The 19,475-nt window shown below is 41.7% G+C and carries 21 protein-coding genes, 10 tRNA genes and 1 riboswitch; of the genes, 24 read left to right on the top strand and 7 right to left on the bottom strand.

Annotated features, from left to right (window positions below; translation table 11 throughout):
• The first annotated feature begins 7 nt into the window (after positions 1–7).
• Complete coding sequence (locus tag NSQ54_13130; protein ID WYP25257.1) at positions 8–1,147, top strand: glycerate kinase; 1,140 nt, start codon at positions 8–10, stop codon at positions 1,145–1,147.
• 40 nt (positions 1,148–1,187) lie between these two features.
• Here the strand turns inward: NSQ54_13130 and NSQ54_13125 are convergent, their stop codons facing one another.
• Complete coding sequence (locus NSQ54_13125) at positions 1,188–1,832, bottom strand: HD domain-containing protein (protein WYP25256.1); 645 nt, start codon at positions 1,830–1,832, stop codon at positions 1,188–1,190.
• Positions 1,829–4,171 (bottom strand): ATP-dependent helicase, encoded by a 2,343-nt coding sequence (locus tag NSQ54_13120; GenBank protein ID WYP25255.1) that lies wholly within the window; start codon positions 4,169–4,171, stop codon positions 1,829–1,831. The genes NSQ54_13125 and NSQ54_13120 overlap by 4 nt, the downstream gene beginning before the upstream one ends.
• A gap of 132 nt (positions 4,172–4,303) precedes the next feature.
• Between NSQ54_13120 and NSQ54_13115 the strand changes: the two genes are divergently transcribed.
• Complete coding sequence (locus NSQ54_13115; GenBank protein ID WYP25254.1) at positions 4,304–4,582, top strand: HNH endonuclease; 279 nt, start codon at positions 4,304–4,306, stop codon at positions 4,580–4,582.
• A 31-nt stretch (positions 4,583–4,613) separates the two neighbouring features.
• Here NSQ54_13115 and NSQ54_13110 read toward each other — a convergent pair.
• Positions 4,614–4,686: transfer RNA gene (locus NSQ54_13110), tRNA-Leu, on the bottom strand.
• A gap of 114 nt (positions 4,687–4,800) precedes the next feature.
• Between NSQ54_13110 and comGA the strand changes: the two genes are divergently transcribed.
• From comGA to NSQ54_13020, 18 genes are all read left to right on the top strand, one after another.
• On the top strand, positions 4,801–5,802 hold the full coding sequence (gene comGA / locus NSQ54_13105; GenBank protein WYP25253.1) for a competence type IV pilus ATPase ComGA: 1,002 nt from the start codon (positions 4,801–4,803) through the stop codon (positions 5,800–5,802).
• Positions 5,793–6,839 carry a competence type IV pilus assembly protein ComGB gene (gene comGB, locus NSQ54_13100; GenBank protein WYP25252.1) on the top strand — a complete coding sequence of 349 codons (1,047 nt, stop codon included), beginning with the start codon at positions 5,793–5,795 and terminating at the stop codon, positions 6,837–6,839. Before comGA ends, comGB begins: the two co-directional genes overlap by 10 nt.
• Before the next feature lie 173 nt (positions 6,840–7,012).
• Positions 7,013–7,085 (top strand) — tRNA-Ala (locus NSQ54_13095).
• Positions 7,086–7,104: 19 nt separating this feature from the next.
• Positions 7,105–7,197 (top strand) — tRNA-Ser (locus NSQ54_13090).
• 21 nt (positions 7,198–7,218) lie between these two features.
• A tRNA-Met gene (locus NSQ54_13085) sits at positions 7,219–7,292 on the top strand.
• Positions 7,293–7,308: 16 nt separating this feature from the next.
• Positions 7,309–7,383 (top strand) — tRNA-Gln (locus NSQ54_13080).
• A gap of 4 nt (positions 7,384–7,387) precedes the next feature.
• Positions 7,388–7,459, top strand: a tRNA-Gly gene (locus NSQ54_13075).
• 43 nt (positions 7,460–7,502) lie between these two features.
• Positions 7,503–7,573 (top strand) — tRNA-Gly (locus NSQ54_13070).
• An 11-nt stretch (positions 7,574–7,584) separates the two neighbouring features.
• A tRNA-Ile gene (locus NSQ54_13065) sits at positions 7,585–7,658 on the top strand.
• A gap of 42 nt (positions 7,659–7,700) precedes the next feature.
• Positions 7,701–7,791, top strand: a tRNA-Ser gene (locus NSQ54_13060).
• Between the two features lie 19 nt (positions 7,792–7,810).
• Positions 7,811–7,892: transfer RNA gene (locus NSQ54_13055), tRNA-Leu, on the top strand.
• A gap of 227 nt (positions 7,893–8,119) precedes the next feature.
• A complete protein-coding gene (gene comGC / locus NSQ54_13050; protein WYP25251.1) occupies positions 8,120–8,431 on the top strand; it encodes a competence type IV pilus major pilin ComGC in 312 nt (103 codons plus the stop codon).
• A complete protein-coding gene (comGD, locus tag NSQ54_13045; GenBank protein ID WYP25250.1) occupies positions 8,431–8,865 on the top strand; it encodes a competence type IV pilus minor pilin ComGD in 435 nt (144 codons plus the stop codon). The genes comGC and comGD overlap by 1 nt, the downstream gene beginning before the upstream one ends.
• The gene (comGE, locus tag NSQ54_13040; GenBank protein WYP25249.1) at positions 8,849–9,169 is read left to right on the top strand and encodes a competence type IV pilus minor pilin ComGE; all 321 of its coding nucleotides are present in this window, start codon (positions 8,849–8,851) and stop codon (positions 9,167–9,169) included. Before comGD ends, comGE begins: the two co-directional genes overlap by 17 nt.
• A complete protein-coding gene (locus NSQ54_13035; protein ID WYP25248.1) occupies positions 9,090–9,602 on the top strand; it encodes a ComGF family competence protein in 513 nt (170 codons plus the stop codon). The genes comGE and NSQ54_13035 overlap by 80 nt, the downstream gene beginning before the upstream one ends.
• On the top strand, positions 9,592–9,963 hold the full coding sequence (gene comGG / locus NSQ54_13030; protein WYP25247.1) for a competence type IV pilus minor pilin ComGG: 372 nt from the start codon (positions 9,592–9,594) through the stop codon (positions 9,961–9,963). Before NSQ54_13035 ends, comGG begins: the two co-directional genes overlap by 11 nt.
• A 56-nt stretch (positions 9,964–10,019) precedes the next feature.
• Complete coding sequence (locus tag NSQ54_13025; protein WYP25246.1) at positions 10,020–10,196, top strand: YqzE family protein; 177 nt, start codon at positions 10,020–10,022, stop codon at positions 10,194–10,196.
• 136 nt (positions 10,197–10,332) lie between these two features.
• Positions 10,333–10,581, top strand: coding sequence for a DUF2626 domain-containing protein (locus tag NSQ54_13020; protein WYP25245.1), 249 nt, complete (start codon positions 10,333–10,335; stop codon positions 10,579–10,581).
• A gap of 46 nt (positions 10,582–10,627) precedes the next feature.
• Here NSQ54_13020 and NSQ54_13015 read toward each other — a convergent pair whose 3' ends face one another.
• Positions 10,628–11,263, bottom strand: a complete 636-nt coding sequence (locus NSQ54_13015) for an MBL fold metallo-hydrolase (GenBank protein WYP25244.1) — start codon at positions 11,261–11,263, stop codon at positions 10,628–10,630.
• Positions 11,264–11,377: 114 nt separating this feature from the next.
• Between NSQ54_13015 and NSQ54_13010 the strand changes: the two genes are divergently transcribed.
• On the top strand, positions 11,378–11,557 hold the full coding sequence (locus NSQ54_13010) for a DUF2759 family protein (GenBank protein ID WYP25243.1): 180 nt from the start codon (positions 11,378–11,380) through the stop codon (positions 11,555–11,557).
• Between the two features lie 17 nt (positions 11,558–11,574).
• Here the strand turns inward: NSQ54_13010 and NSQ54_13005 are convergent, their stop codons facing one another.
• Positions 11,575–12,396 (bottom strand): YqhG family protein, encoded by an 822-nt coding sequence (locus tag NSQ54_13005; GenBank protein ID WYP25242.1) that lies wholly within the window; start codon positions 12,394–12,396, stop codon positions 11,575–11,577.
• Positions 12,374–14,050 (bottom strand): SNF2-related protein, encoded by a 1,677-nt coding sequence (locus NSQ54_13000; GenBank protein WYP25241.1) that lies wholly within the window; start codon positions 14,048–14,050, stop codon positions 12,374–12,376. Before NSQ54_13000 ends, NSQ54_13005 begins: the two co-directional genes overlap by 23 nt.
• Before the next feature lie 157 nt (positions 14,051–14,207).
• Positions 14,208–14,301, top strand: a riboswitch (glycine riboswitch).
• Between the two features lie 164 nt (positions 14,302–14,465).
• Between NSQ54_13000 and gcvT the strand changes: the two genes are divergently transcribed.
• From gcvT to gcvPB, 3 genes are read left to right on the top strand one after another with little or no spacing between them, the layout of a single operon-like run.
• Positions 14,466–15,569, top strand: coding sequence for a glycine cleavage system aminomethyltransferase GcvT (gene gcvT / locus NSQ54_12995; GenBank protein WYP25240.1), 1,104 nt, complete (start codon positions 14,466–14,468; stop codon positions 15,567–15,569).
• 15 nt (positions 15,570–15,584) lie between these two features.
• Positions 15,585–16,928 carry an aminomethyl-transferring glycine dehydrogenase subunit GcvPA gene (gcvPA, locus tag NSQ54_12990; GenBank protein WYP28559.1) on the top strand — a complete coding sequence of 448 codons (1,344 nt, stop codon included), beginning with the start codon at positions 15,585–15,587 and terminating at the stop codon, positions 16,926–16,928.
• Complete coding sequence (gene gcvPB, locus NSQ54_12985; protein WYP25239.1) at positions 16,925–18,388, top strand: aminomethyl-transferring glycine dehydrogenase subunit GcvPB; 1,464 nt, start codon at positions 16,925–16,927, stop codon at positions 18,386–18,388. The genes gcvPA and gcvPB overlap by 4 nt, the downstream gene beginning before the upstream one ends.
• A 302-nt stretch (positions 18,389–18,690) precedes the next feature.
• Here the strand turns inward: gcvPB and NSQ54_12980 are convergent, their stop codons facing one another.
• Complete coding sequence (locus NSQ54_12980; protein ID WYP25238.1) at positions 18,691–19,431, bottom strand: PepSY domain-containing protein; 741 nt, start codon at positions 19,429–19,431, stop codon at positions 18,691–18,693.
• Positions 19,432–19,475 lie beyond the last annotated feature (44 nt).

The following is a 19,475-nucleotide window of genomic DNA, read 5'->3' as shown; positions in this document are numbered from 1 at the left end:
AGACAAAATGAAAAAAATAATCATTGCCCCAGATTCATTTAAAGAGAGTTTTTCAGCAAATGAAGCTGCACTTGCAATAGAAAAAGGCTTTAAACAAATTTATCCGAACTGCACTTATCTTAAAATTCCAATGGCAGATGGGGGAGAAGGAACTGTTGAATCTCTAGCTGATGCCTTACATGGAAACATAAAAAAAATAACCGTAACGGGACCATTAGGAACGCCTGTAGAGGCGAGTTATGCCCTCTCTAAAGATACCGGGGTGGCCGTAATTGAGATGGCCTCTGCGTCTGGATTGCATCACGTTCCGCAGAACCAACGAAATCCTCTCACGACAACATCTTATGGTACGGGAGAATTAATGGTGGACGCGTTAAATGAAGGAGCAACAAAAATAATTTTAGGTCTAGGTGGGAGTGCTACAAACGATGGTGGAGCTGGAATGGCTCAAGCTTTAGGAGTAAAACTCTTGGATCACAGCGGACAAGAGCTTCCATTTGGCGGGGGTGCCTTACATACATTAACAACCATTCAAACGGATGGGCTTCATTCTGGACTTGCACAAGCATCGATTGAGGTGGCCTCTGATGTAGAGAATCCATTACTTGGTGAGAATGGAGCCACGGCAGTGTACGGTCCACAAAAAGGCGCTACAACTCAAGCCATTCGTGACCAACTTGAAATGGGCCTTGCACAGTTCGCACGTGTAGTAAAAGATCAACTAGGGCTTGCGGTTCAGGATACGCCTGGTGCAGGAGCAGCCGGAGGACTTGGAGCGGGGTTACTTGCATTTGTTCATCCTCGATTAGCCTCAGGTATTACGCTTGTACTGGAATTAACAAACTTCTCTTCACACCTAGTGGGAGCAGACCTTGTGATCACGGGAGAAGGGCGCCTAGATCATCAATCGATTTTTGGCAAGACGCCAATTGGTGTGGCTAAAGCTGCAAAAGAGGCAGGTGTGCCAGTTATCGCCGTTGCAGGACAATTAGGGGATCGGTATGAGGTTATACATGATCATGGGATTGATGCGGCATTCTCATTAGTTCCGGGGGCCATTCCACTTGAAGATGCAATGGAGAATGGGCTAGAATACCTTGAAGCATTAGCAAAAAACATTGCTATGACGATGAAACTAAAACGTTAATAAGAAGAGCCAAAACCGTGACAAGTTTTGGCTCTTCCTTCTATTCTTTGAATGTCCACTCCGAGTAAAATTGCTGCAAAAAGGATTTCATGTACTTGGCTCTTTCTTCAGCTAATGCTTTCCCTTTTGACGTATTCATAAGAGCTGGTAGCTTGAGTAGCTTTTCATAAAAGTGATGAATAGCGCTTGATCGACCTTTTCGATATTCCTCGACCGTCATGTTTTCTCTCGTTGGCAAATGAGGATCGTACATCGGTTGCTGCTTATGCCCTGAATACGTGAAGGTTCTTGCAATACCAATCGCACCCAATGCATCAAGTCGATCAGCGTCTTGAACAATTTGCCCCTCAAGTGTTTCCATAGGAGAACCGGTTCCGCCTTTAAACGACATTGTAGAAATAATGAGAAGAATATGGTCGATCGTTTCTTTAGCTACATTTTTATCTTTTAACCAATCTGCAATCATTTGGCGTCCTGCTTCTTCATCTTCAATCAATTTATCATCAGCTAAGTCATGAAGAAGGCTTGCGAGAACCACTGTATTTTTGTCTGCAGCGGTGTCCTTGCATAGATACTGAGCTAAGGCAGTTACCCGCATAATATGATACCAGTCATGCCCAGACGTATCGTCAGAAAGCTTTTCGCGAACCCACTGCTCGGTTTCGTCTATAATCGTTGAATTCACCTTGATTTCACCTCGGTCCGTTTAATAGGCGCTGTCTGTCGACTCATCTCGCGTACAAAACGAGAGCGTTGTGCGCGTTTTCCCTTATACATCATTGGAACGGAAATAGCTAGGGCATACTCGGCACGCGTCATGGCTACATACATAAGCCTGCGTTCTTCTTCGAGAGGCTGATCGTCGCCATCACGCCAAGCATCCAATGCATAATCGTGTGGCATAGATCCCTCAACCGCACCAAGGATATACACATGTTTAAACTCCAGTCCTTTTGAGCGGTGGATAGTCATGAGTTGAACGGCGTCAGAATCATTTGGCTGCGATCGTTGTTCGTCTTGCTTGGCAACCATATGATCAACATGTTCCAAGAAAGAGGGAATTGAGTTATGTTGTCTTGCAGATACTTTTAATCTGGCAAGATCGTCGCTTCCTTTATCCATCTTATTACCTTCGCTACCCTGCTTTTTAAGATAATCCTTAAAGCCAAGCTCCTTTTCGATCCGATTTAATGCCTCTAGAGGGGTTAATTGATTAATCTCCTTACATTGAGAGGGCAGGTCCTCCATTTTTTTTAGCTGGAACGGCTTTAAACCACTGAGATGCTTTAAGGCTTCAAGTAACGAGCAGTCGTGCATGATGCTGAGACTCTTAATCTCTGTTAATCGATCCTGTTTTAAAAACAGCGCTCCAATTAAATCTGTCATTGCTTCTGTATCATCTGGTTGCTGGGCAATACGAAGGTAAGCCAGCGCTTTTTTGACCACTTTCCGTTTGTAGAAGGATTCGCCGTCCTGCTCAATCATAAATGGAATGCTAGACTGGATCAGCCGTTCAAACAAAGCCATGGAGTGGACGTTTGTCCGGTAAAGAATCGCGAAATCTGAGGGGGCAGCCCCCTCATGAATGCGCTCTTTAATATCTGTCACAATCATCGTTGCTTCCTCTTCTTCATCATAAGGAAAGAAGAGGAAAGGAACCGTCTCTGAAGTTGCTTGAGCTTGTAATTCCTTACTCATTCGTTGCTTATTTGTTTTTACAACATTATTGGCAAGTGACACGATTGGGTGGGTGGAGCGATAATTTTGATTTAGAATAAGCGTCTCACCTTCCGGATATAAAGCAGGGAAACGTCGAAGGTATTCGGGATCACTGCCTCTAAAAGCGTAAATCGATTGATCATCATCTCCAACTACACAAAGATTACGATCAGGCTCACATAATAGTTGAATCAACTTAAATTGAATTTTATTAATGTCTTGGAACTCATCAACTGAAACGTAGGAAAAACGTTCCTGGTATCGTTTAAGTAAAGCTTGATTGGAAGTAAGCATATCGTAACAACCTGTTAACATATCATCAAAATCAAAGGTAGATCGTGCTTTTCTTGTTTCTTCGTATGTTTTATACAAAGAGGCGCAGCGTTCCTCCCAATGATCTGCTGGTTTCACCTGCTCTGGTGTCAGTAAGTGATTTTTCCACCAGCTTATTTGAGTGAGGGCTTGATCGTAGGCGAATTCTTTCTCATCAAGACCCATGTTGCGACCTGCCTCTTTAATGATCTGAACTCGTTGCCATTCCTTTAATAAAAAACGGCTGTCCCATTTATCAGGCTCATGATGTAGAAGCATCTTATAGAAAATGCTATGGAAGGTACCAATCATTAATTTCCTTAGCGTTTGTTTTGAAAGACCAGGATAGATTTGCATCCGTTCTTTCATTTCTCTTGCTGCTTTCGCCGTAAAGGTAACGAGAATCATTTGTTCAGGTAGTATGCCGACATGCTGTAGCATATATGCCGCTCTGCTAGTTAGGACACGCGTTTTTCCGCTGCCAGCACCAGCTACAAGTAATAATGGTCCTTCCGTTTTTGTGACGGCTCTCCACTGTGCCTCGTCAAGGATGATACCTGACTCCTCAAGTGATTGACGGTAAGGGTTTGACTGGTTTCTTTTAACTGAAGAAGGCTTTGTAAAGGAGGGAAAGCTGTGAATTGAAACAGGCTCCTTCCATTCCAGGTCATTAACTGGTTTAGATTGAGATTCGATAGAGTGACCTTTGGGTAAGATAAACCCACCGACACTCGTTTCCGTTTGATTTGTTGTTGGTTGTTCTATTTTTGTTTGAGTCCGTTCAAGTTTCTTAACCTGTTCCTCACAATCAAACAATGAACGAGGATGTTCAAATAAAGGGGCGCACTTTATGCTCATGTTCATGCGCACAGGCTCATGACAATGAGGACAGGTCACCTCGCCTCGTTTAGCGGCTTGATATACTCGCTGCCATTCACTACGGTCTAGTGTAGATAGAGTAGTTAATTTATGTTGATAAAATGCTGTTTGCATGTGAAAACATCCTTTGCATCAATCGCTACATCTCTAAAAAGATACTATCAATCGTAGCAAATTTACGGGAGAAAAGGGAGAATAATTTCAGAAGAATGTTGTGAACATTTGAGAATGTAAGAAGGTGAAAAGATGAACAACGGTCAGTGTGAGCTTTGTTTGCGAGAAGAAGTTGAACGGACGGTCCATCATTTAACGCCAAGACAAAAGGGAGGGGCTCATCTACAAACATCGATGCTCTGTATTCCTTGTCATAAACAAATTCATGTACTATATAGCAACGCGGAGCTTGCGGCTAGACTGTCAACGATTAAAGAATTACAAGAGGATGAAGCCGTACGAAGATTCATTAAATGGATACGAAAACAACCGTCTAAAACGATTCCGAAAACAAGAAAGAAATCAAAATAGACGAGTGCAATGATGGATGCGCTCGTCTTTATGGTTGGGCTAGTTGGATTCGAACCAACGTTAGCGGGTTCTGAGTTCGCTACCATCCACTTGGCTATAGCCCATTATGTTGTTGATTCTAGTAGTATGTCCGAAAAACCATTTTTTATGATTCTAGAAGGAAAAAAGAAAAAAGTGTCGAAAGATTTTATAGGCTTAAAAAGAAAGAAGGTGAATCATTGTACGAAATTGATAAAGAAAGCACCCGTCTTATTGAAGATGCCATTCATAAGCAGGGGACTGACATTCATTTTATCCCGCAAAAAAATCATTGTTTTGTCCATTACCGAATTTATGGTGAAATGGTTTCGCAACGTCGTCTTACTAACCATGTAGCGGAGCGGATGATTAGCCATTTTAAGTATATGTCTGGAATGGACATCGGCGAACGAAGAAAACCCCAAAGTATGGCGATGAGTATGCACTCAACAAAAGGACTTTACTCACTCAGATTATCCACGTTACCCGCACATGGAATGGAAAGCATGGCCATTCGATTAATTCCTCAAACCGAGTTTCAATCATTAGACTCATTACCTCTTATCTATACCCAATCAAAAAAACTCCAACAATTAACCAAACTTCGAAACGGACTTGTTTTAATCTGCGGTCCAACAGGCTCAGGGAAAACAACAACGTTATACGGGATGGCAAATGAAATTATTCAAGAACACACAAGATCTCTTATTACGATAGAAGATCCTGTTGAACGGACGTTACCGTCAATTGTTCAACTGGAGGTTAATCACCGAGCAGGCATGACCTTCGAGACTGGACTCAGAGCTATTCTTCGCCATGATCCTGATGTCATTATTGTAGGAGAAATACGTGATAAAGAAACAGCGGCGCTCGCGATTAGGGCAGCTCTCACGGGGCATCTAGTCATTGCAAGTATTCATACAACTGATGCGTATCAGGCTGTATTACGTTTTCAGGAATATGGTTTGTCTAAAATGGAACTAGCTGAAGTATGCCAGGCGATCATTGCGCAAAGACTAGTCGGTACCGTATGGGATTATCAAGGCGCCCTTTATGAGATCCTTCATGGTGATTTGTTAACAAAGGCAGTGTTGTCAGGCACTCGTCCAACCTATTATCAATTAATTCATGCAGCTAGAAAAGCTTGGGCATTGGGATTTATCTCTAGCGCGAAGATGAAACGAATGGAGGAGTGGACCTGATTCCATTAAGAAAAAAAGTCAATCAGTTGGAGCAAGCAAAACGGTTGATTCGTATCGGAAACTTACTGCAACAAGGGTATTCCATGGATGCAGCTCTTTCATTTATCGCTCTACATGGAAATGAAACGGTTCAAGGACAACTTGAACATGTGCAGGTTGACTTACACAGTGGCGTGCGCATTCACGAGGCATTTGAACATTTAAATCTGCCTGCTGATATCCTTTCTTTTATTTATTTTTATGAAGAACAGGGTGAAGTAGCGAACGGTTTTATTCAAGCAGGAATCGTATTTGAGGGAAGAGAGAAAACAAGAGTGCAGATCCAGAAGCTCTTGCGTTATCCGCTTGTTTTAGGCTGGGCGGGTGTAATGGTCTTAATCATTGTTCAACAATTCATCGTTCCGCATTTTCAAAATTTATTTGTTTCAATGAACAGCAATCCTCCAGCACTAACTGCGTTCTTCTTCAACTTCTTAGAGAATCTTCCCCTCATTGCTTGCGGAATACTCGTCGTTCTTATCTCCCTCTACATGTACTATCGTGTGAAGATTAAACCCATGCCACCACACCTAAAGATAAACAAGCTATTGCAATTAAAGATAACGAGAAGAGTGACCTGCAGAATCCTTACTTATTATTTTTCTTTGCAATTTGGAAGACTTCTTGCAGGTGGGATGTCGATACAGCACGCATTGTCTATTTTTGAGCAGCAATCACATCTTCCGTTTTTTCAACATGAGGCTGTGCAAATGAAGAGGGAGCTACAGCAGGGAGAGTCGCTCAGTCAAATGCTCCAGAATCGTCATTACTTTCTTAAAGATCTTTCATTTGTTGTGGAGAATGGTAATCGTACAGGCTATCTTGCATCTGATTTGCAAAATTATAGTGAATTACTTTTTGTTGATCTTGAAGAATCGTTAAAAAAGGGACTGGCTTTTCTCCAGCCTGTTTTCTTTATTGGCATGGGTGGATTTATCTTTGTTGTGTTTTTATCGGTTATGCTTCCGATGTTTGAAATGATCGGAGCTTTGCGGTAATATAAGGGGAGAAAGCAAGCTTTTTCTCCCTTTCAAAAAAAGTTTTAAACTTTTTTTCGAAAAAGGGTTGCACAAATCAAAGGTACCATGTTATATTATTAAACGTCGCCGATAGTTATTCGGAACGACAGCGAAACACTAACGAATTACATAGCAACACTCATGACTAACGAGGGGCCTTAGCTCAGCTGGGAGAGCGCCTGCCTTGCACGCAGGAGGTCAGCGGTTCGATCCCGCTAGGCTCCACTTTCATACTTTTTATCTCGGAGGAATACCCAAGTCTGGCTGAAGGGATCGGTCTTGAAAACCGACAGGCGGGTCAAACCGCGCGGGGGTTCGAATCCCTCTTCCTCCTCCATTTTTATTAACTTTATAACGTCGCGGGGTGGAGCAGTCTGGTAGCTCGTCGGGCTCATAACCCGAAGGTCGAAGGTTCAAATCCTTCCCCCGCAATTACCTTTTTGTTTGATGGGCTATAGCCAAGCGGTAAGGCAACGGATTTTGATTCCGTCATTCCCTGGTTCGATCCCAGGTAGCCCAGCCATTTTGCGGAAGTAGTTCAGTGGTAGAACACCACCTTGCCAAGGTGGGGGTCGCGAGTTCGAATCTCGTCTTCCGCTTCGCTGTACTATCTGTGCGAATGAATAGGATACATGTAAATATGCGGGTGTAGTTTAGTGGTAAAACCTCAGCCTTCCAAGCTGATGATGTGAGTTCGATTCTCATCACCCGCTTTCTAGAGTATGGGCCTGTAGCTCAGCTGGTTAGAGCGCACGCCTGATAAGCGTGAGGTCGGTGGTTCGAGTCCACTCAGGCCCATCATACTCTTCAATAAGATAAGAGCTATGCTTTTTGACTCTTGGAGAAGTACCCAAGTGGCTGAAGGGGCGCCCCTGCTAAGGGTGTAGGTCGTGTAAGCGGCGCGAGGGTTCAAATCCCTCCTTCTCCGCCATTTTGAAGAAATTAAATACGCGGGTGTGGCGGAATTGGCAGACGCGCTAGATTTAGGATCTAGTGTCTTATGACGTGGGGGTTCAAGTCCCTTCACCCGCATCGCTGAGAGAACCTTGGTTTTGTTAAACAAAACCAAGGTTCTCTTTCTGTTTATTTACCTTGCTAAAATGAAATAGGTGTAGTTTTTTCTTTTTTAAGAAGGAAATGAGGATAGCGATGTCTAATCATATACTATCCTGTAGAAAGGAGAACTGTTTGCTCCGTTCAGTATCGTCTTCCCCTCTAAACCCACAGCTCCATTCCCCAACCTAAAGGAGCGATTAATGATGAAGAAATGGTACCGTTGTCAAAAAGGATTTACGCTTGTTGAAATGTTAGTTGTATTAATGATTATCTCCATCCTTCTTTTAATTGCGATTCCCAACATGACCAAAAACAATGAAGTTGCAAACGAAAAAGGTTGTGACGCCACGATTAAACTTCTCCAATCTCAAGTTTCCGTTTATCAGCTTGAAGAGGGAATTGCCCCAAGCTCCATTAGCGATTTAGTAGATGGTGGGTATGCAGACCAAGGTAATTGTCCAAATGGCGACCAATTGGAGCTAAACAACCAACTTGTTGTAATAAAGCCCTCCTAATGAATGAACAAGGATACACATTACTTGAAATGCTCATCACACTTACACTTCTTTCTATCCTCACAGTACTGCCTCTAATTACTTTTTCGAATGTACGAGAATCTCATGAGTCGCAATATGTCTCTTGGCAGCTGAAGCAAGATTTTATATTAGCTCAGCACGTGGCGATGGCTAGGGGAGAAACGATAGATGTTAGACCTTTAGCAAAAACCTATCAGCTTCGTCTTTTGAAAGGTGAAACATATCTTGAAAGACCTTTTGCTTCAAGCGACATGCAGATTAGACCTTTAACATTGACTGGGCCATTCGTTGCTTTTAATCGTGTGGGAAACCCTAGATATGCTGGAACCATCCAACTCCGAACGAATCGACAGCACTATGTGTATACGCTCCACCTGGGAAAGGGGAGAATTCGTTATGCACAACAAATGTAGTGGCTTTACGTTAATTGAAGTCATGATTTCTCTTGTTCTGTTGTCGATTGTTACAACCTTTATCCTTCCTGTGCTCATAAAAATACACCAAGAAAGAGTAGTTATTAAACAGCAAGAAGAGGCGTTGTATTTACTTGAGGAGTATGCTCTTGCATTTACACATGAAACCGCCACAGTCTCTTTTAATCACTCGCTTTATCAATTTAAGCATGAAGTGATTGCTGATGGTTCAACTCAATTTTGTCTTACGTGGAAAGGGGCGAATTCAAGACATTACGAAAGCTGTCTTTATACTAAAAAATGAAAAAGGATTTACGCTCCTCGAAGCATCTATTGCATTTGGATTAACACTTCTCATCATAAGTGTGGTTCCTCTGATTGTTACATCAATCGCCTGGTCCCCTTTTTATAAACATGACTCAAGCTTTGAGCTACAAGTTTTTTATAATCAGTTGCATTCAGAAGTGCGTGGGTCTGAAAAGATGGTTATCAAGGAGAATACCTTAAGTTTATTTGTAGATGAGGAGGAGATACGCTACGAATTATCGTCGGAATCGATTTATAGGTTCGTACAAGGAAGAGGATACGTGCCAATGCTTGATTCCGTTCAATCATTTACATGTGAATTAGACGTAGAAGAACGACTGAGCTGTGTAACGATAACGAAGCATGGTTATGTCTTCGAACGTTCAATGAGCAGTATGTTTAGCAAGGTGGGTATACAGCATGAATTGTGAAAAAGGCTTTGCATATCCTGTTACGCTACTATTAGTCGCGATACTAACACTATCTTGTTTGTATACGATTCAGTTGTATGAACTAGAGAAGCGTGTTGTATTTGAACAGGAGAAGCTTATGCAAATGGATCATCTTATGCAAATGGCAGTGGTTGATGTTCTGCATCAACCAGACATGGTCAATGAAAAAGGTGATTTCCATTATGAAGTGGGTTCGGTCTCGTATTCAATGCACGGACAATCTGATGTGAGTGTTCAAGTAGAATTACACGGTAGAATCGGTGAGCATCATAAAAGATGGTCGATCCTACACTATAATAAGGAAAACAGAACAATCACATATTTTAAAGATATGGACTGATTTAAACATGAGGGAATGGGGCACAATAAGGGTAAAAGTCGTGGGGAAGTGAGAGCTTGTCATTACAGGATTTAGTGAAATTTATTACACAGCAGGCCGTAATTCAGATGGATAAGCCTACTACATTACGTAAGGAAGAACGAAAACAACGAAAGTCAGCACGTGCATCTTTATCCTTTCGGGCCTTTGGGATTATACCAATGGCAATCGGATGGTTTTTTCGTAGAAAATAGTTCACTCAATAAACTGACGCCGCTTCCAAAATTCAAAATGAGAAGCGGCGAAAGCATTTACAAACGGGAAAATTAGGGTATATAATAGAGAAGCAATCATTAGTAATCGCATACATTAATGAAGGAGGCACAGCATATGGAACGGATGTATCGTGTGCTCGCTTTTTGGACAGGGATCTTTGCTGTACTGTTTTTTGCTGGAGACATGCATAGTATGGCTTTACTTTTCTTTGCTCAAACAGCGATCCTGCTTGCTTTAAGTTATTTGTATTTATCAGAGCGAGTATATATCTACATATTTGGCGCGTATTTAACCATCTTTTTTGTTGGCTTTACGTACTACTCAACCTTTGTTCTTGTCCCAAGCTTTGGAGGACACCATTAAAAAAACCGGAGAGCTTCTCATACAGGAAGCTTTACCGGTTCATTCATTACAAAGCGTTTAAGAAGGGGTTTGAATCCATTTCTCTTAAAATGGTGGTAGTAGGACCATGACCGCATGCCACAATCGTTTCCTCAGGCAAGTCCATTAACTTTGAATGGATGCTTTCTAAAAGCTGTTGATGGTTTCCGCCTGGAAGATCTGTGCGGCCAATACTGCTTGCGAACAACGCGTCTCCTGAGAAGACAATTTCTTCATCTTCAAAGTAATAGGATACGCTTCCAGGAGAGTGGCCAGGTGTTTCAAGAACGTTGCAGGTAAACGAACCGATTTGGAGCGACTGTTCACTACTTAGTATGTGTTCTGCTGGTCTGGCCGTTACCTTTGTTCGTCCAAGAAATGCAGTAGACCTGTTCAGCTCAGGATCTTCAAGCCAGTTTTCCTCATTTTTATGAAGATACACTGGAATGGAGTAGGCATCACGAACAGCATCAACTGCTCCGATATGATCAAAGTGAGCATGCGTTAGTAAAATGGCGAGCGGGGTAATCTCATGATCCTTTAACCATTGAAGTAATGTGCCTGCGTCACCACCTGGATCGAATATCAGTGCTTCACCTTCTAAATTTCTTAAAATGTACGCATTTGTTTGAATGGGACCTAGTGGAAGTTGAGTCCAAGTCATATTGATCCTCCTTTTGAAAATAAGTGTATATACGTATCATAACTGTTTTCTTGGGAGTGTTCAAAACATTCACGTCTGTGAATGGTACAAGGTAAGTGGAAGGAGGAATTCAATTTGTTTCTTGCCATCGTGTTTTTAATCATTACAATTCTTGCAGTGATTGGTGGAATTCGTGAAATGAAACGGATGAACTTATTTGCTGTAGGATTTTCGTTTGTAACGGTTTTAGTTTTTGGGTTTTTCTCCGTCATGACGTTGTACTCATTAATCACAACTGGAGAAGGTGCACCTTAAGTATCAATGGACATTCGCTAGTTGGCGGAATGTCCATTTTTTTGTGTGAACACTTGCTGCTGTAAAAAGAAAAGACCGCCGTTGATCATTTCTACTTCGATTCGAGGTTCATATTGTTCACGTAGTGCTTCTTTTTCTAATTGATAACTTTCTGGTTTCTCTTCATACTCTTCATAAAAACTCTCAAGTAGTTCTGCATCCTGTTGCCAGCGCTGTCTTGCTTGAACGGCCCAATCGTCCGGTTCGTTATGTGCGAAGGTTTGAATCATTTTTTGTAATCGGATCAGACCACTTGCGGGCTTAATGAGTGAAGCCATGGTAAAACAATAGTCTGGAAGCTTCGGTGTAAGCGAAATCTCCGTCATCTTTGTGTGAAAGTCAGTCACAATCTGTCCATGAATGAGATTTAATCCTAATGATAAAATCACATCCTTTTTACGATCGCATTGAAATGATACCTTTGCATTGACGTTAATCCAAGGTTGAAGTGCGGTAGATTGACTACGACTCACTTGAACATCCTCGTACATTCGAATATAGGATCCGAGCGCCTTTGTTGATTGAAACAATTGATGAAGGCGAGGGGAGCCAAAGTGAATATATTCTCCCTTCATATCTTTTGTATTCGGCGTAGACTCTGTAATAAGTGTCATTTTCATTGGATTAGGTGAACCGCCAGTTTTCTCTAGATAGTGCCAGTAAAAGGGACGATTCATGAGTAATTTATCCATATCAATTGATAGTTGAACGGTTAGAAAGTCAGGTTGACGTTCTACAGGAGGACAATCATTTGCTTCAAAATAGCGTTCAACATAATTACGAACTTCGGACTGATTCATGATAATCCTCTCCGTTCTCATCTTCGCTTTCTTCTGCTGCATCATTCATGACTGATGCTAGATGGGTTAATTTTATATTGACTTCGCCTTCGGAATCCGAATGGAGAAGAACATCCTTTACATATTCATCGATGTTCGGTAATTGAATACGTGTTAAAATTTCGTCCAGTTGTCCAATGACCTTTTCAAATAAATGAATCTTGTCATAGAGCAGATCTAATATTTTTTGTTCGACGGTGTTTTGGACAGCGAAATTATAAATCCGTACATCGTGCTGCTGACCTAATCGGTGGATCCTCCCAATGCGCTGCTCAATTCTCATAGGATTCCAAGGGAGATCGTAGTTAATAATGTGACTACAGAATTGAAGGTTAATTCCTTCGCCCCCGGCTTCGGTTGCAATCAGGACTTGAGCATGATTCTTAAAAAGCTCTCTCATCCAATCTTTTTTCCCGCGTTTAAAGCCGCCTCGGAAAGGTACGGAAACAATGCCATGTTGTTTCAAGTACCATTGAAGGTAAAGCTGTGTAGCCCGGTATTCAGTAAAGATAATCACTTTTCCATCAATCTGTTTAATGAGTTCAAGTGCTCTCTCTGCCTTAGCGTGTCGCTCGACTTTTGCCGCTTGTTCTAGGAGAGCCGTTGCTTCTTTGTTGTCTCTTCCTTCTTCTTCTGCTTTTTCAATTAACTTCTTTAACGTCATAAATGTCGCTTCACGACTTGAGCAAATTTCACGTTTTAAAGTAAGTAGGGAGAAATGATTTGCTCCCATCTGAGATATGGCATCATACAATGCTCTTTCTTCTTCACTAAATGTAATTGGAACCGTTTCAACGATCCGTTTTGTCCACTTAATCCCGGTTTCCTCACGGCGATTACGCACCATGACTTTATTGACTAAAGCGCGAAGCTTTTCATCATTTTTAGGAGAGCGTCCGCTTGAACGGAATTCTTTTTCAAAGCTTGTTAAGTCTCCTAAATGTCCTGGCTTTAGAAGGGATACCAGATTAAAGATTTCTTCTAGTTTATTTTGAACAGGTGTAGCTGTTAAGAGCAGACAGAATTTTTTCTTAAGACTACGAATGAACTCGTAGTTTTTAGTGTTCGGGTTTTTCAGTTTGTGTGCTTCGTCAATAATAACAAGGTCATAGGATTGGTTGAGCACCAGATCCCGGTGTGGCTGTCGTTTTGCCGTATCAATGGATGCAACAACGACATCACATTGTTCCCACACATACGATTTTTTTTGAGGAATGGCGGGAATATAGAATTTGCTATTTAATTCAACCGCCCACTGAGAAACGAGGGAAGCAGGGACAAGTATTAAGATTTTTTTAGCTAAGCCTCGGATCATGTACTCTTTTAAGATCAGACCTGCTTCGATTGTTTTTCCAAGCCCCACTTCATCGGCAAGAATGGCCTTTCCATTCATTTCTTCGATAACAGTTTTTGCAACCTCTAATTGATGTGGGAATGGTTCAAGCTGAGGTAGGTGTGCAGGAGCCAATAAGCCATGAAAATCTGCAACTTTCTGATAGTGGTGAGCTTCATAGGCTAAACAATAGTTTTCCCAACTGGCCCATTGACCATCAGAATCAAGCCGGTGAAGAAATTCAAAACGCCATGAATCATCAAAATGTATAGGAACTGTCATGAGCTGCGGTCTCCTTTTAAAGTAAATCATTCGACATCTTTTAAAAAAAATCGTTGCGCCATATGAGGACTATTGATAGGATATACAGTGTATAGAGCAACATGAATATTAGTAGTATGTACCAATTACGAAAATCATAATCGAATCTTTTTTGCGGATGAAGGTAAGGGGAGAGATCGGGCGAAACTGCCCGGCGCCGAAGGAGCAAGCAGTGATGTGAATCTCTCAGGCAAACAGACTTTTACGTGACGCAGCTCTGGAGAGAGCTTGCTATGCAAGCCACCCACGAAGACAATTCGGCAACAGCCGAGTGAAACTTTCTGGTTCAAGGACAGGGTGATACACAAGTTATCGTGTATCAGTCTGTCCTTTTTTGTTTAATAGTTCAAACTATTCGTTTATCAGGAGGAGAAGCATGGCTGACTTAAAACAAACCCCTATTTATGACTTGTACAAGGATTATCAGGCGAAAACAATTGATTTTGGAGGATGGGCACTGCCTGTTCAATTCTCAAGTATTAAAGCTGAACACGAGGCAGTTAGAACAAAAGCAGGTCTATTTGACGTATCTCATATGGGTGAATTTGAGGTAACTGGAGAAGAGTCTCTGGATTTTTTACAGAAACTTCTCACAAATGATCTTTCAAAACTAGTTGACGGCCAAGCGATCTACACAGCAATGTGTTACGAAAATGGTGGAACGGTTGATGACTTATTAGTCTATCGGAAATCGGCTAGCGATTATCTTGTTGTTGTTAATGCTTCAAATATTGATAAAGACTGGGACTGGATGGTGCAACATAAACCAAGCTCGGTTGAAATGGAAAATGTGTCAGAGCAGACAGCGTTACTTGCTATCCAAGGACCTCATGCTGAATCCATTCTTCAACAGGTAACAGACGAGCCTCTTGCTGAGATCCGTCCCTTCCATTTTAAGGACCAAGTAACAGTTGCGGGAGTGAATGCTCTTCTTTCAAGAACTGGTTACACAGGCGAAGATGGGTTTGAGCTATATATCTCATCTGAAGATGCCCCGACACTTTGGAAGCAGCTTCTTTCTACTGGAGAATCTAAAGGGCTTGTGCCATGTGGACTAGGCGCACGTGATACGCTTCGTTTTGAAGCGAAGTTAGCATTATACGGGCAAGAGTTAACAAAAGATATCTCGCCACTTGAAGCCGGTATCGGTTTTGCTGTGAAAGTAAACAAAGAGGTTCCTTTTATTGGACAAGAAGCACTTAAGAAACAAAAAGAAGAAGGACTTACTCGTAAGCTTGTCGGAATTGAAATGCTTGATAAAGGGATTCCAAGAGCCGGATACGAGGTATATGTAGGCGAAGAGCAGATCGGGTTTGTGACAACAGGTACACAATCTCCAACTCTAGGTAAAAACATTGGCCTTGCCATACTTGATACTCGTTATACGGAGCTTGGCTCAAAGGTAGAGGTTCAAATTCGCAAAAAGCGGATACAAGCTGAAGTTGTAGGCACTCCATTTTACAAACGACCACGTCCATAGGAGGATTTGTTGAATATGAATAATCGTTACTTACCAATGACAGAAACGGATCGCGACGAAATGCTTCAAGCGATTGGTGTTGACTCAATTGAAGAATTATTTGCTGATATCCCGAGCGATATTCGTTTTAAGGGGCAGTTAAATATTGAAAGAGCTTTAAAAGAACCAGAACTCATTAAATTTTTTAATGGACTTGCAGCAAAAAATACGTCTACTAAAAGCGTGCCTTCATTTCTAGGAGCAGGCGTGTACGATCACTACATTCCTTCGATTGTGAACCATGTGATTTCTCGTTCTGAATTTTACACGGCATATACACCGTATCAGCCTGAGATCTCCCAAGGAGAACTTCAAGCCATCTTTGAATTCCAAAGTATGATTTGTGAACTAACAGGAATGGATCTTGCGAATTCTTCTATGTATGATGGTCCCACATCACTTGCTGAAGCGGCAATGATGAGCTGCGGTCATACTAAAAAGAAAACCATTCTTGTATCAAAAGCTGTTCATCCAGAAGCCCGCGACGTGCTTAAAACAAATGCATATGGCCAAGGATTAACAGTGATTGAGATTGATACAAAAAATGGAGTAACTGATTTAGATCTTTTGAAAGAACATTATAATGATGATACGGCTTGTGTGCTTGTTCAATATCCTAACTTCTTTGGCCATGTAGAACCTCTTGCAGATATTGAAGCTATTACTCATCAAGGAAAAGCCTTACTTGCTGTATCAAGTAACCCACTTGCATTAGGATTGCTAAAATCACCAGGTGAATTCGGTGCAGATATTGTGGTAGGAGATGCACAGCCATTTGGTATTTCGATGCAATTTGGTGGACCACACTGTGGATATTTTGCAACAACAAAGAAATTAATGCGTAAGGTTCCAGGCCGCTTAGTTGGGCAAACCGTTGATGATCAAGGACAGCGCGGATTTGTGTTAACTCTTCAAGCGCGTGAACAGCATATTCGTCGTGACAAAGCGACATCTAATATCTGCTCGAACCAGGCATTAAATGCGCTTGCCGCATCTGTGGCCATGACGGCTATTGGTAAAAAAGGCGTAAAAGACATGGCTTATCAAAATGTACAAAAAGCTGCTTATTTAAAAGCAAAGCTTAAAGAAGAAGGCGTTCACGTTGTTCATGAAGGTCCGACATTTAATGAATTTGTAATTCAATTAAACCAATCTGTAAAAGAAGTAAATGAAACGCTTCTTGAGAAAGGGTTTATTGGAGGATATGAATTGGAACGTGACGATCAGTCACTTAAAGGTCAAATGTTACTTTGTGTAACTGAGGTACGCACGAAAGAAGAGCTAGATGCATTTGCGAGTGAATTGGGGGCATTACAATGAGCACAGATAACCAAGCATTGATTTTTGAATTAAGCAAACCAGGACGTGTTGGACATAGCTTGCCAGACCTTGATATCCCGGAAGTAGATCTTAGCTCACTTATACCTGATGAATTTATTCGTGTAGAAGAGCCAGAGCTTCCTGAAGTATCTGAGCTTCAAATTATGCGTCACTATACAGCGTTATCCAAGCGAAATCACGGCGTCGATTCAGGTTTTTATCCGCTTGGATCATGCACAATGAAATACAATCCTAAGATTAATGAGGATGTTGCGCGTATTGACGGACTTGCAAATGTTCACCCGTATCAGCCAGTAAAACAAGTTCAAGGTTCTTTGGAACTACTCCATAACCTTCAAACGTCACTTGCTGAAATTACCGGAATGGATGAGGTTACGCTACAACCAGCTGCCGGAGCGCATGGAGAGTGGACTGGGCTCATGATGATCCGCGCGTACCATGAAGCGAGAGGGGACGCTCGTCGTACAAAGGTCATCGTACCGGATTCAGCACACGGTACAAATCCTGCTTCAGCAACAGTTGCAGGATTTGAATCAATCACTGTGCGCACAGATGAGCACGGGTTAGTTGACCTTGACCATTTACGTGAAGTCGTCAGTGATGAAACAGCAGCATTAATGCTAACCAATCCGAATACACTAGGTTTATTTGAAAGTTACATTGTTGAAATGGCTTCAATTATCCACGAAGCGGGCGGAAAGCTTTACTATGATGGTGCAAACTCAAATGCCATTCTAGGAATTGCAAGACCTGGAGACATGGGCTTTGATGTAGTTCATTTAAACCTCCACAAAACATTTACCGGACCTCACGGTGGCGGTGGCCCAGGATCTGGACCAGTTGGTGTGAAGAAGGATCTGATTGAATTCCTACCTAAGCCTTTACTAGTTAAAACGGAAGATGGGTACGATTTTGATTACGATCGACCGAACTCCATTGGTCGAGTGAAGCCATATTACGGAAACTACGGAATCAACGTACGTGCGTACACTTACATTCGTACAATGGGTCCTGAAGGTTTACGACAAGTATCAGAGTTTGCTGTTTTAAACGCAAACTATATGATGAGACGCTTAGCTCCTCATTATGATCTGCCTTATACACAGCACTGCAAACACGAATTTGTCCTATCAGGCAAACGTCAGAAAAAGCTGGGTGTACGTACACTTGATATCGCTAAAAGACTTCTTGATTTCGGATATCATCCACCAACGATCTACTTCCCGTTGAATGTGGAAGAATGTATGATGATTGAGCCAACGGAGACAGAATCAAAAGAGACATTAGATGAATTTATTGAAGCAATGATTCAAATTGCTAAAGAAACAGAAGAGAACCCAGAAATCGTTCAAGAAGCTCCACATCACACAGTGATAGGACGTTTAGATGAAACACTAGCTGCACGTAAACCCGTGTTACGCTATCTAAAAGCTGAATAACGGTTAAAGGAAAAAAGAGGCTTGGACAGAACAATTAATGTGGATAGCAAAACACGAATATAGCAATAAACCCGCTACAGGAGAATCCCTCGCTTTCCACGGGAACGGCCTCAGCCCCCTCCGCGGGAAAAGCACCGCTATAGTGTCTTCACCGCGTTCTGTTCCGTAGGAGTCTCGGGTTCTCCTTCCGCTCGTCTTACTAAAATACGAAAAACACGAATGGCTAATGATTCGATCTTAGAATCATTAGCCATTTTCTAGTTAATTTATAGTCTTTGTCTCAGTCTCTTTTTGGTTATGAATCAATCTCTTTCATTTTTAAGAATTGCTTTTGAGACAGCATCGATCTCAACATCATATTCAACACCGTCTACTAGTAGTTCCATTTCGTATACAGAAAAACCGTCATCCGTATCATGCTCGATTTCAGTTACAGTTGCTTTTTGATCAAACTCACCAGTGGCAATTAATTTGGCTTCATCTATAGAGATTAGATCACCTTGCTCATGAAGATTCGCTTTGAAAGCATCATCCATTGAGACAATGGATCCTGTTTCGGCGTTAATTTTGACATCTTCATCTTCACCATCTACATTAAATTCAATCTCATATACATATAACCCGTTATCTATTTCAAGTTCAACTTTCATGATGTCCTCTTCATTAACCGCTTTTTTTGCAGCTGTTTCTGCTTCTTCTACAGAAATAATCTTTTGATTTGTAGGATCAATCTTCAAGAGGTTCCCATCGACATTTACAATTTGGCCTGTTTGTTGAAGGATCTCTACATCAAATTCTTCGCCATCACGTTTCACTTCAACCTCAATGGTGCCGTCATCATCCTTTTCAATATCTGTCACGTTTCCTCCGATAAATGCTTCAGCTAAAGCAGAAGCCTCTTGTTCATTAACGGGCTTACCCTTGGAATTTAAAGACAGAGTTGGTTCCGTTTCCGTTGCATTTGCTCCTGTTGATGCAATCGCAACAGATGTTCCTCCAATCGCCAGCAGCGTTGTTAATGTCAAAATCATTGGTTTTTTCATATTTATCTTCCTTTCGTTGATTGGCTATACATGCAGTATAGTAA

Origin of the sequence: Alkalihalobacillus sp. FSL W8-0930, from assembly GCA_037965595.1 — a bacterium.
Lineage (GTDB): Bacteria > Bacillota > Bacilli > Bacillales > Bacillaceae_D > Alkalicoccobacillus.
This window is presented reverse-complemented; position numbering and strand designations above follow the sequence as displayed.

Excerpts from the sequence above, each read along its gene's own strand:
- NSQ54_13130 (WYP25257.1), top strand. The coding sequence starts at position 8 with ATGAAAAAAATAATCATTGCCCCAGATTCATTTAAAGAGAGTTTTTCA.
- NSQ54_13120 (WYP25255.1), bottom strand. The coding sequence starts at position 4,171 with ATGCAAACAGCATTTTATCAACATAAATTAACTACTCTATCTACACTA.
- NSQ54_13115 (WYP25254.1), top strand. The coding sequence starts at position 4,304 with ATGAACAACGGTCAGTGTGAGCTTTGTTTGCGAGAAGAAGTTGAACGG.
- comGC (WYP25251.1), top strand. The coding sequence starts at position 8,120 with ATGAAGAAATGGTACCGTTGTCAAAAAGGATTTACGCTTGTTGAAATG.
- comGD (WYP25250.1), top strand. The coding sequence starts at position 8,431 with ATGAATGAACAAGGATACACATTACTTGAAATGCTCATCACACTTACA.
- comGE (WYP25249.1), top strand. The coding sequence starts at position 8,849 with ATGCACAACAAATGTAGTGGCTTTACGTTAATTGAAGTCATGATTTCT.
- NSQ54_13035 (WYP25248.1), top strand. The coding sequence starts at position 9,090 with ATGGTTCAACTCAATTTTGTCTTACGTGGAAAGGGGCGAATTCAAGAC.
- comGG (WYP25247.1), top strand. The coding sequence starts at position 9,592 with ATGAATTGTGAAAAAGGCTTTGCATATCCTGTTACGCTACTATTAGTC.
- NSQ54_13020 (WYP25245.1), top strand. The coding sequence starts at position 10,333 with ATGGAACGGATGTATCGTGTGCTCGCTTTTTGGACAGGGATCTTTGCT.
- NSQ54_13015 (WYP25244.1), bottom strand. The coding sequence starts at position 11,263 with ATGACTTGGACTCAACTTCCACTAGGTCCCATTCAAACAAATGCGTAC.
- NSQ54_13005 (WYP25242.1), bottom strand. The coding sequence starts at position 12,396 with ATGAATCAGTCCGAAGTTCGTAATTATGTTGAACGCTATTTTGAAGCA.
- NSQ54_13000 (WYP25241.1), bottom strand. The coding sequence starts at position 14,050 with ATGACAGTTCCTATACATTTTGATGATTCATGGCGTTTTGAATTTCTT.
- gcvT (WYP25240.1), top strand. The coding sequence starts at position 14,466 with ATGGCTGACTTAAAACAAACCCCTATTTATGACTTGTACAAGGATTAT.
- gcvPA (WYP28559.1), top strand. The coding sequence starts at position 15,585 with ATGAATAATCGTTACTTACCAATGACAGAAACGGATCGCGACGAAATG.
- gcvPB (WYP25239.1), top strand. The coding sequence starts at position 16,925 with ATGAGCACAGATAACCAAGCATTGATTTTTGAATTAAGCAAACCAGGA.
- NSQ54_12980 (WYP25238.1), bottom strand. The coding sequence starts at position 19,431 with ATGAAAAAACCAATGATTTTGACATTAACAACGCTGCTGGCGATTGGA.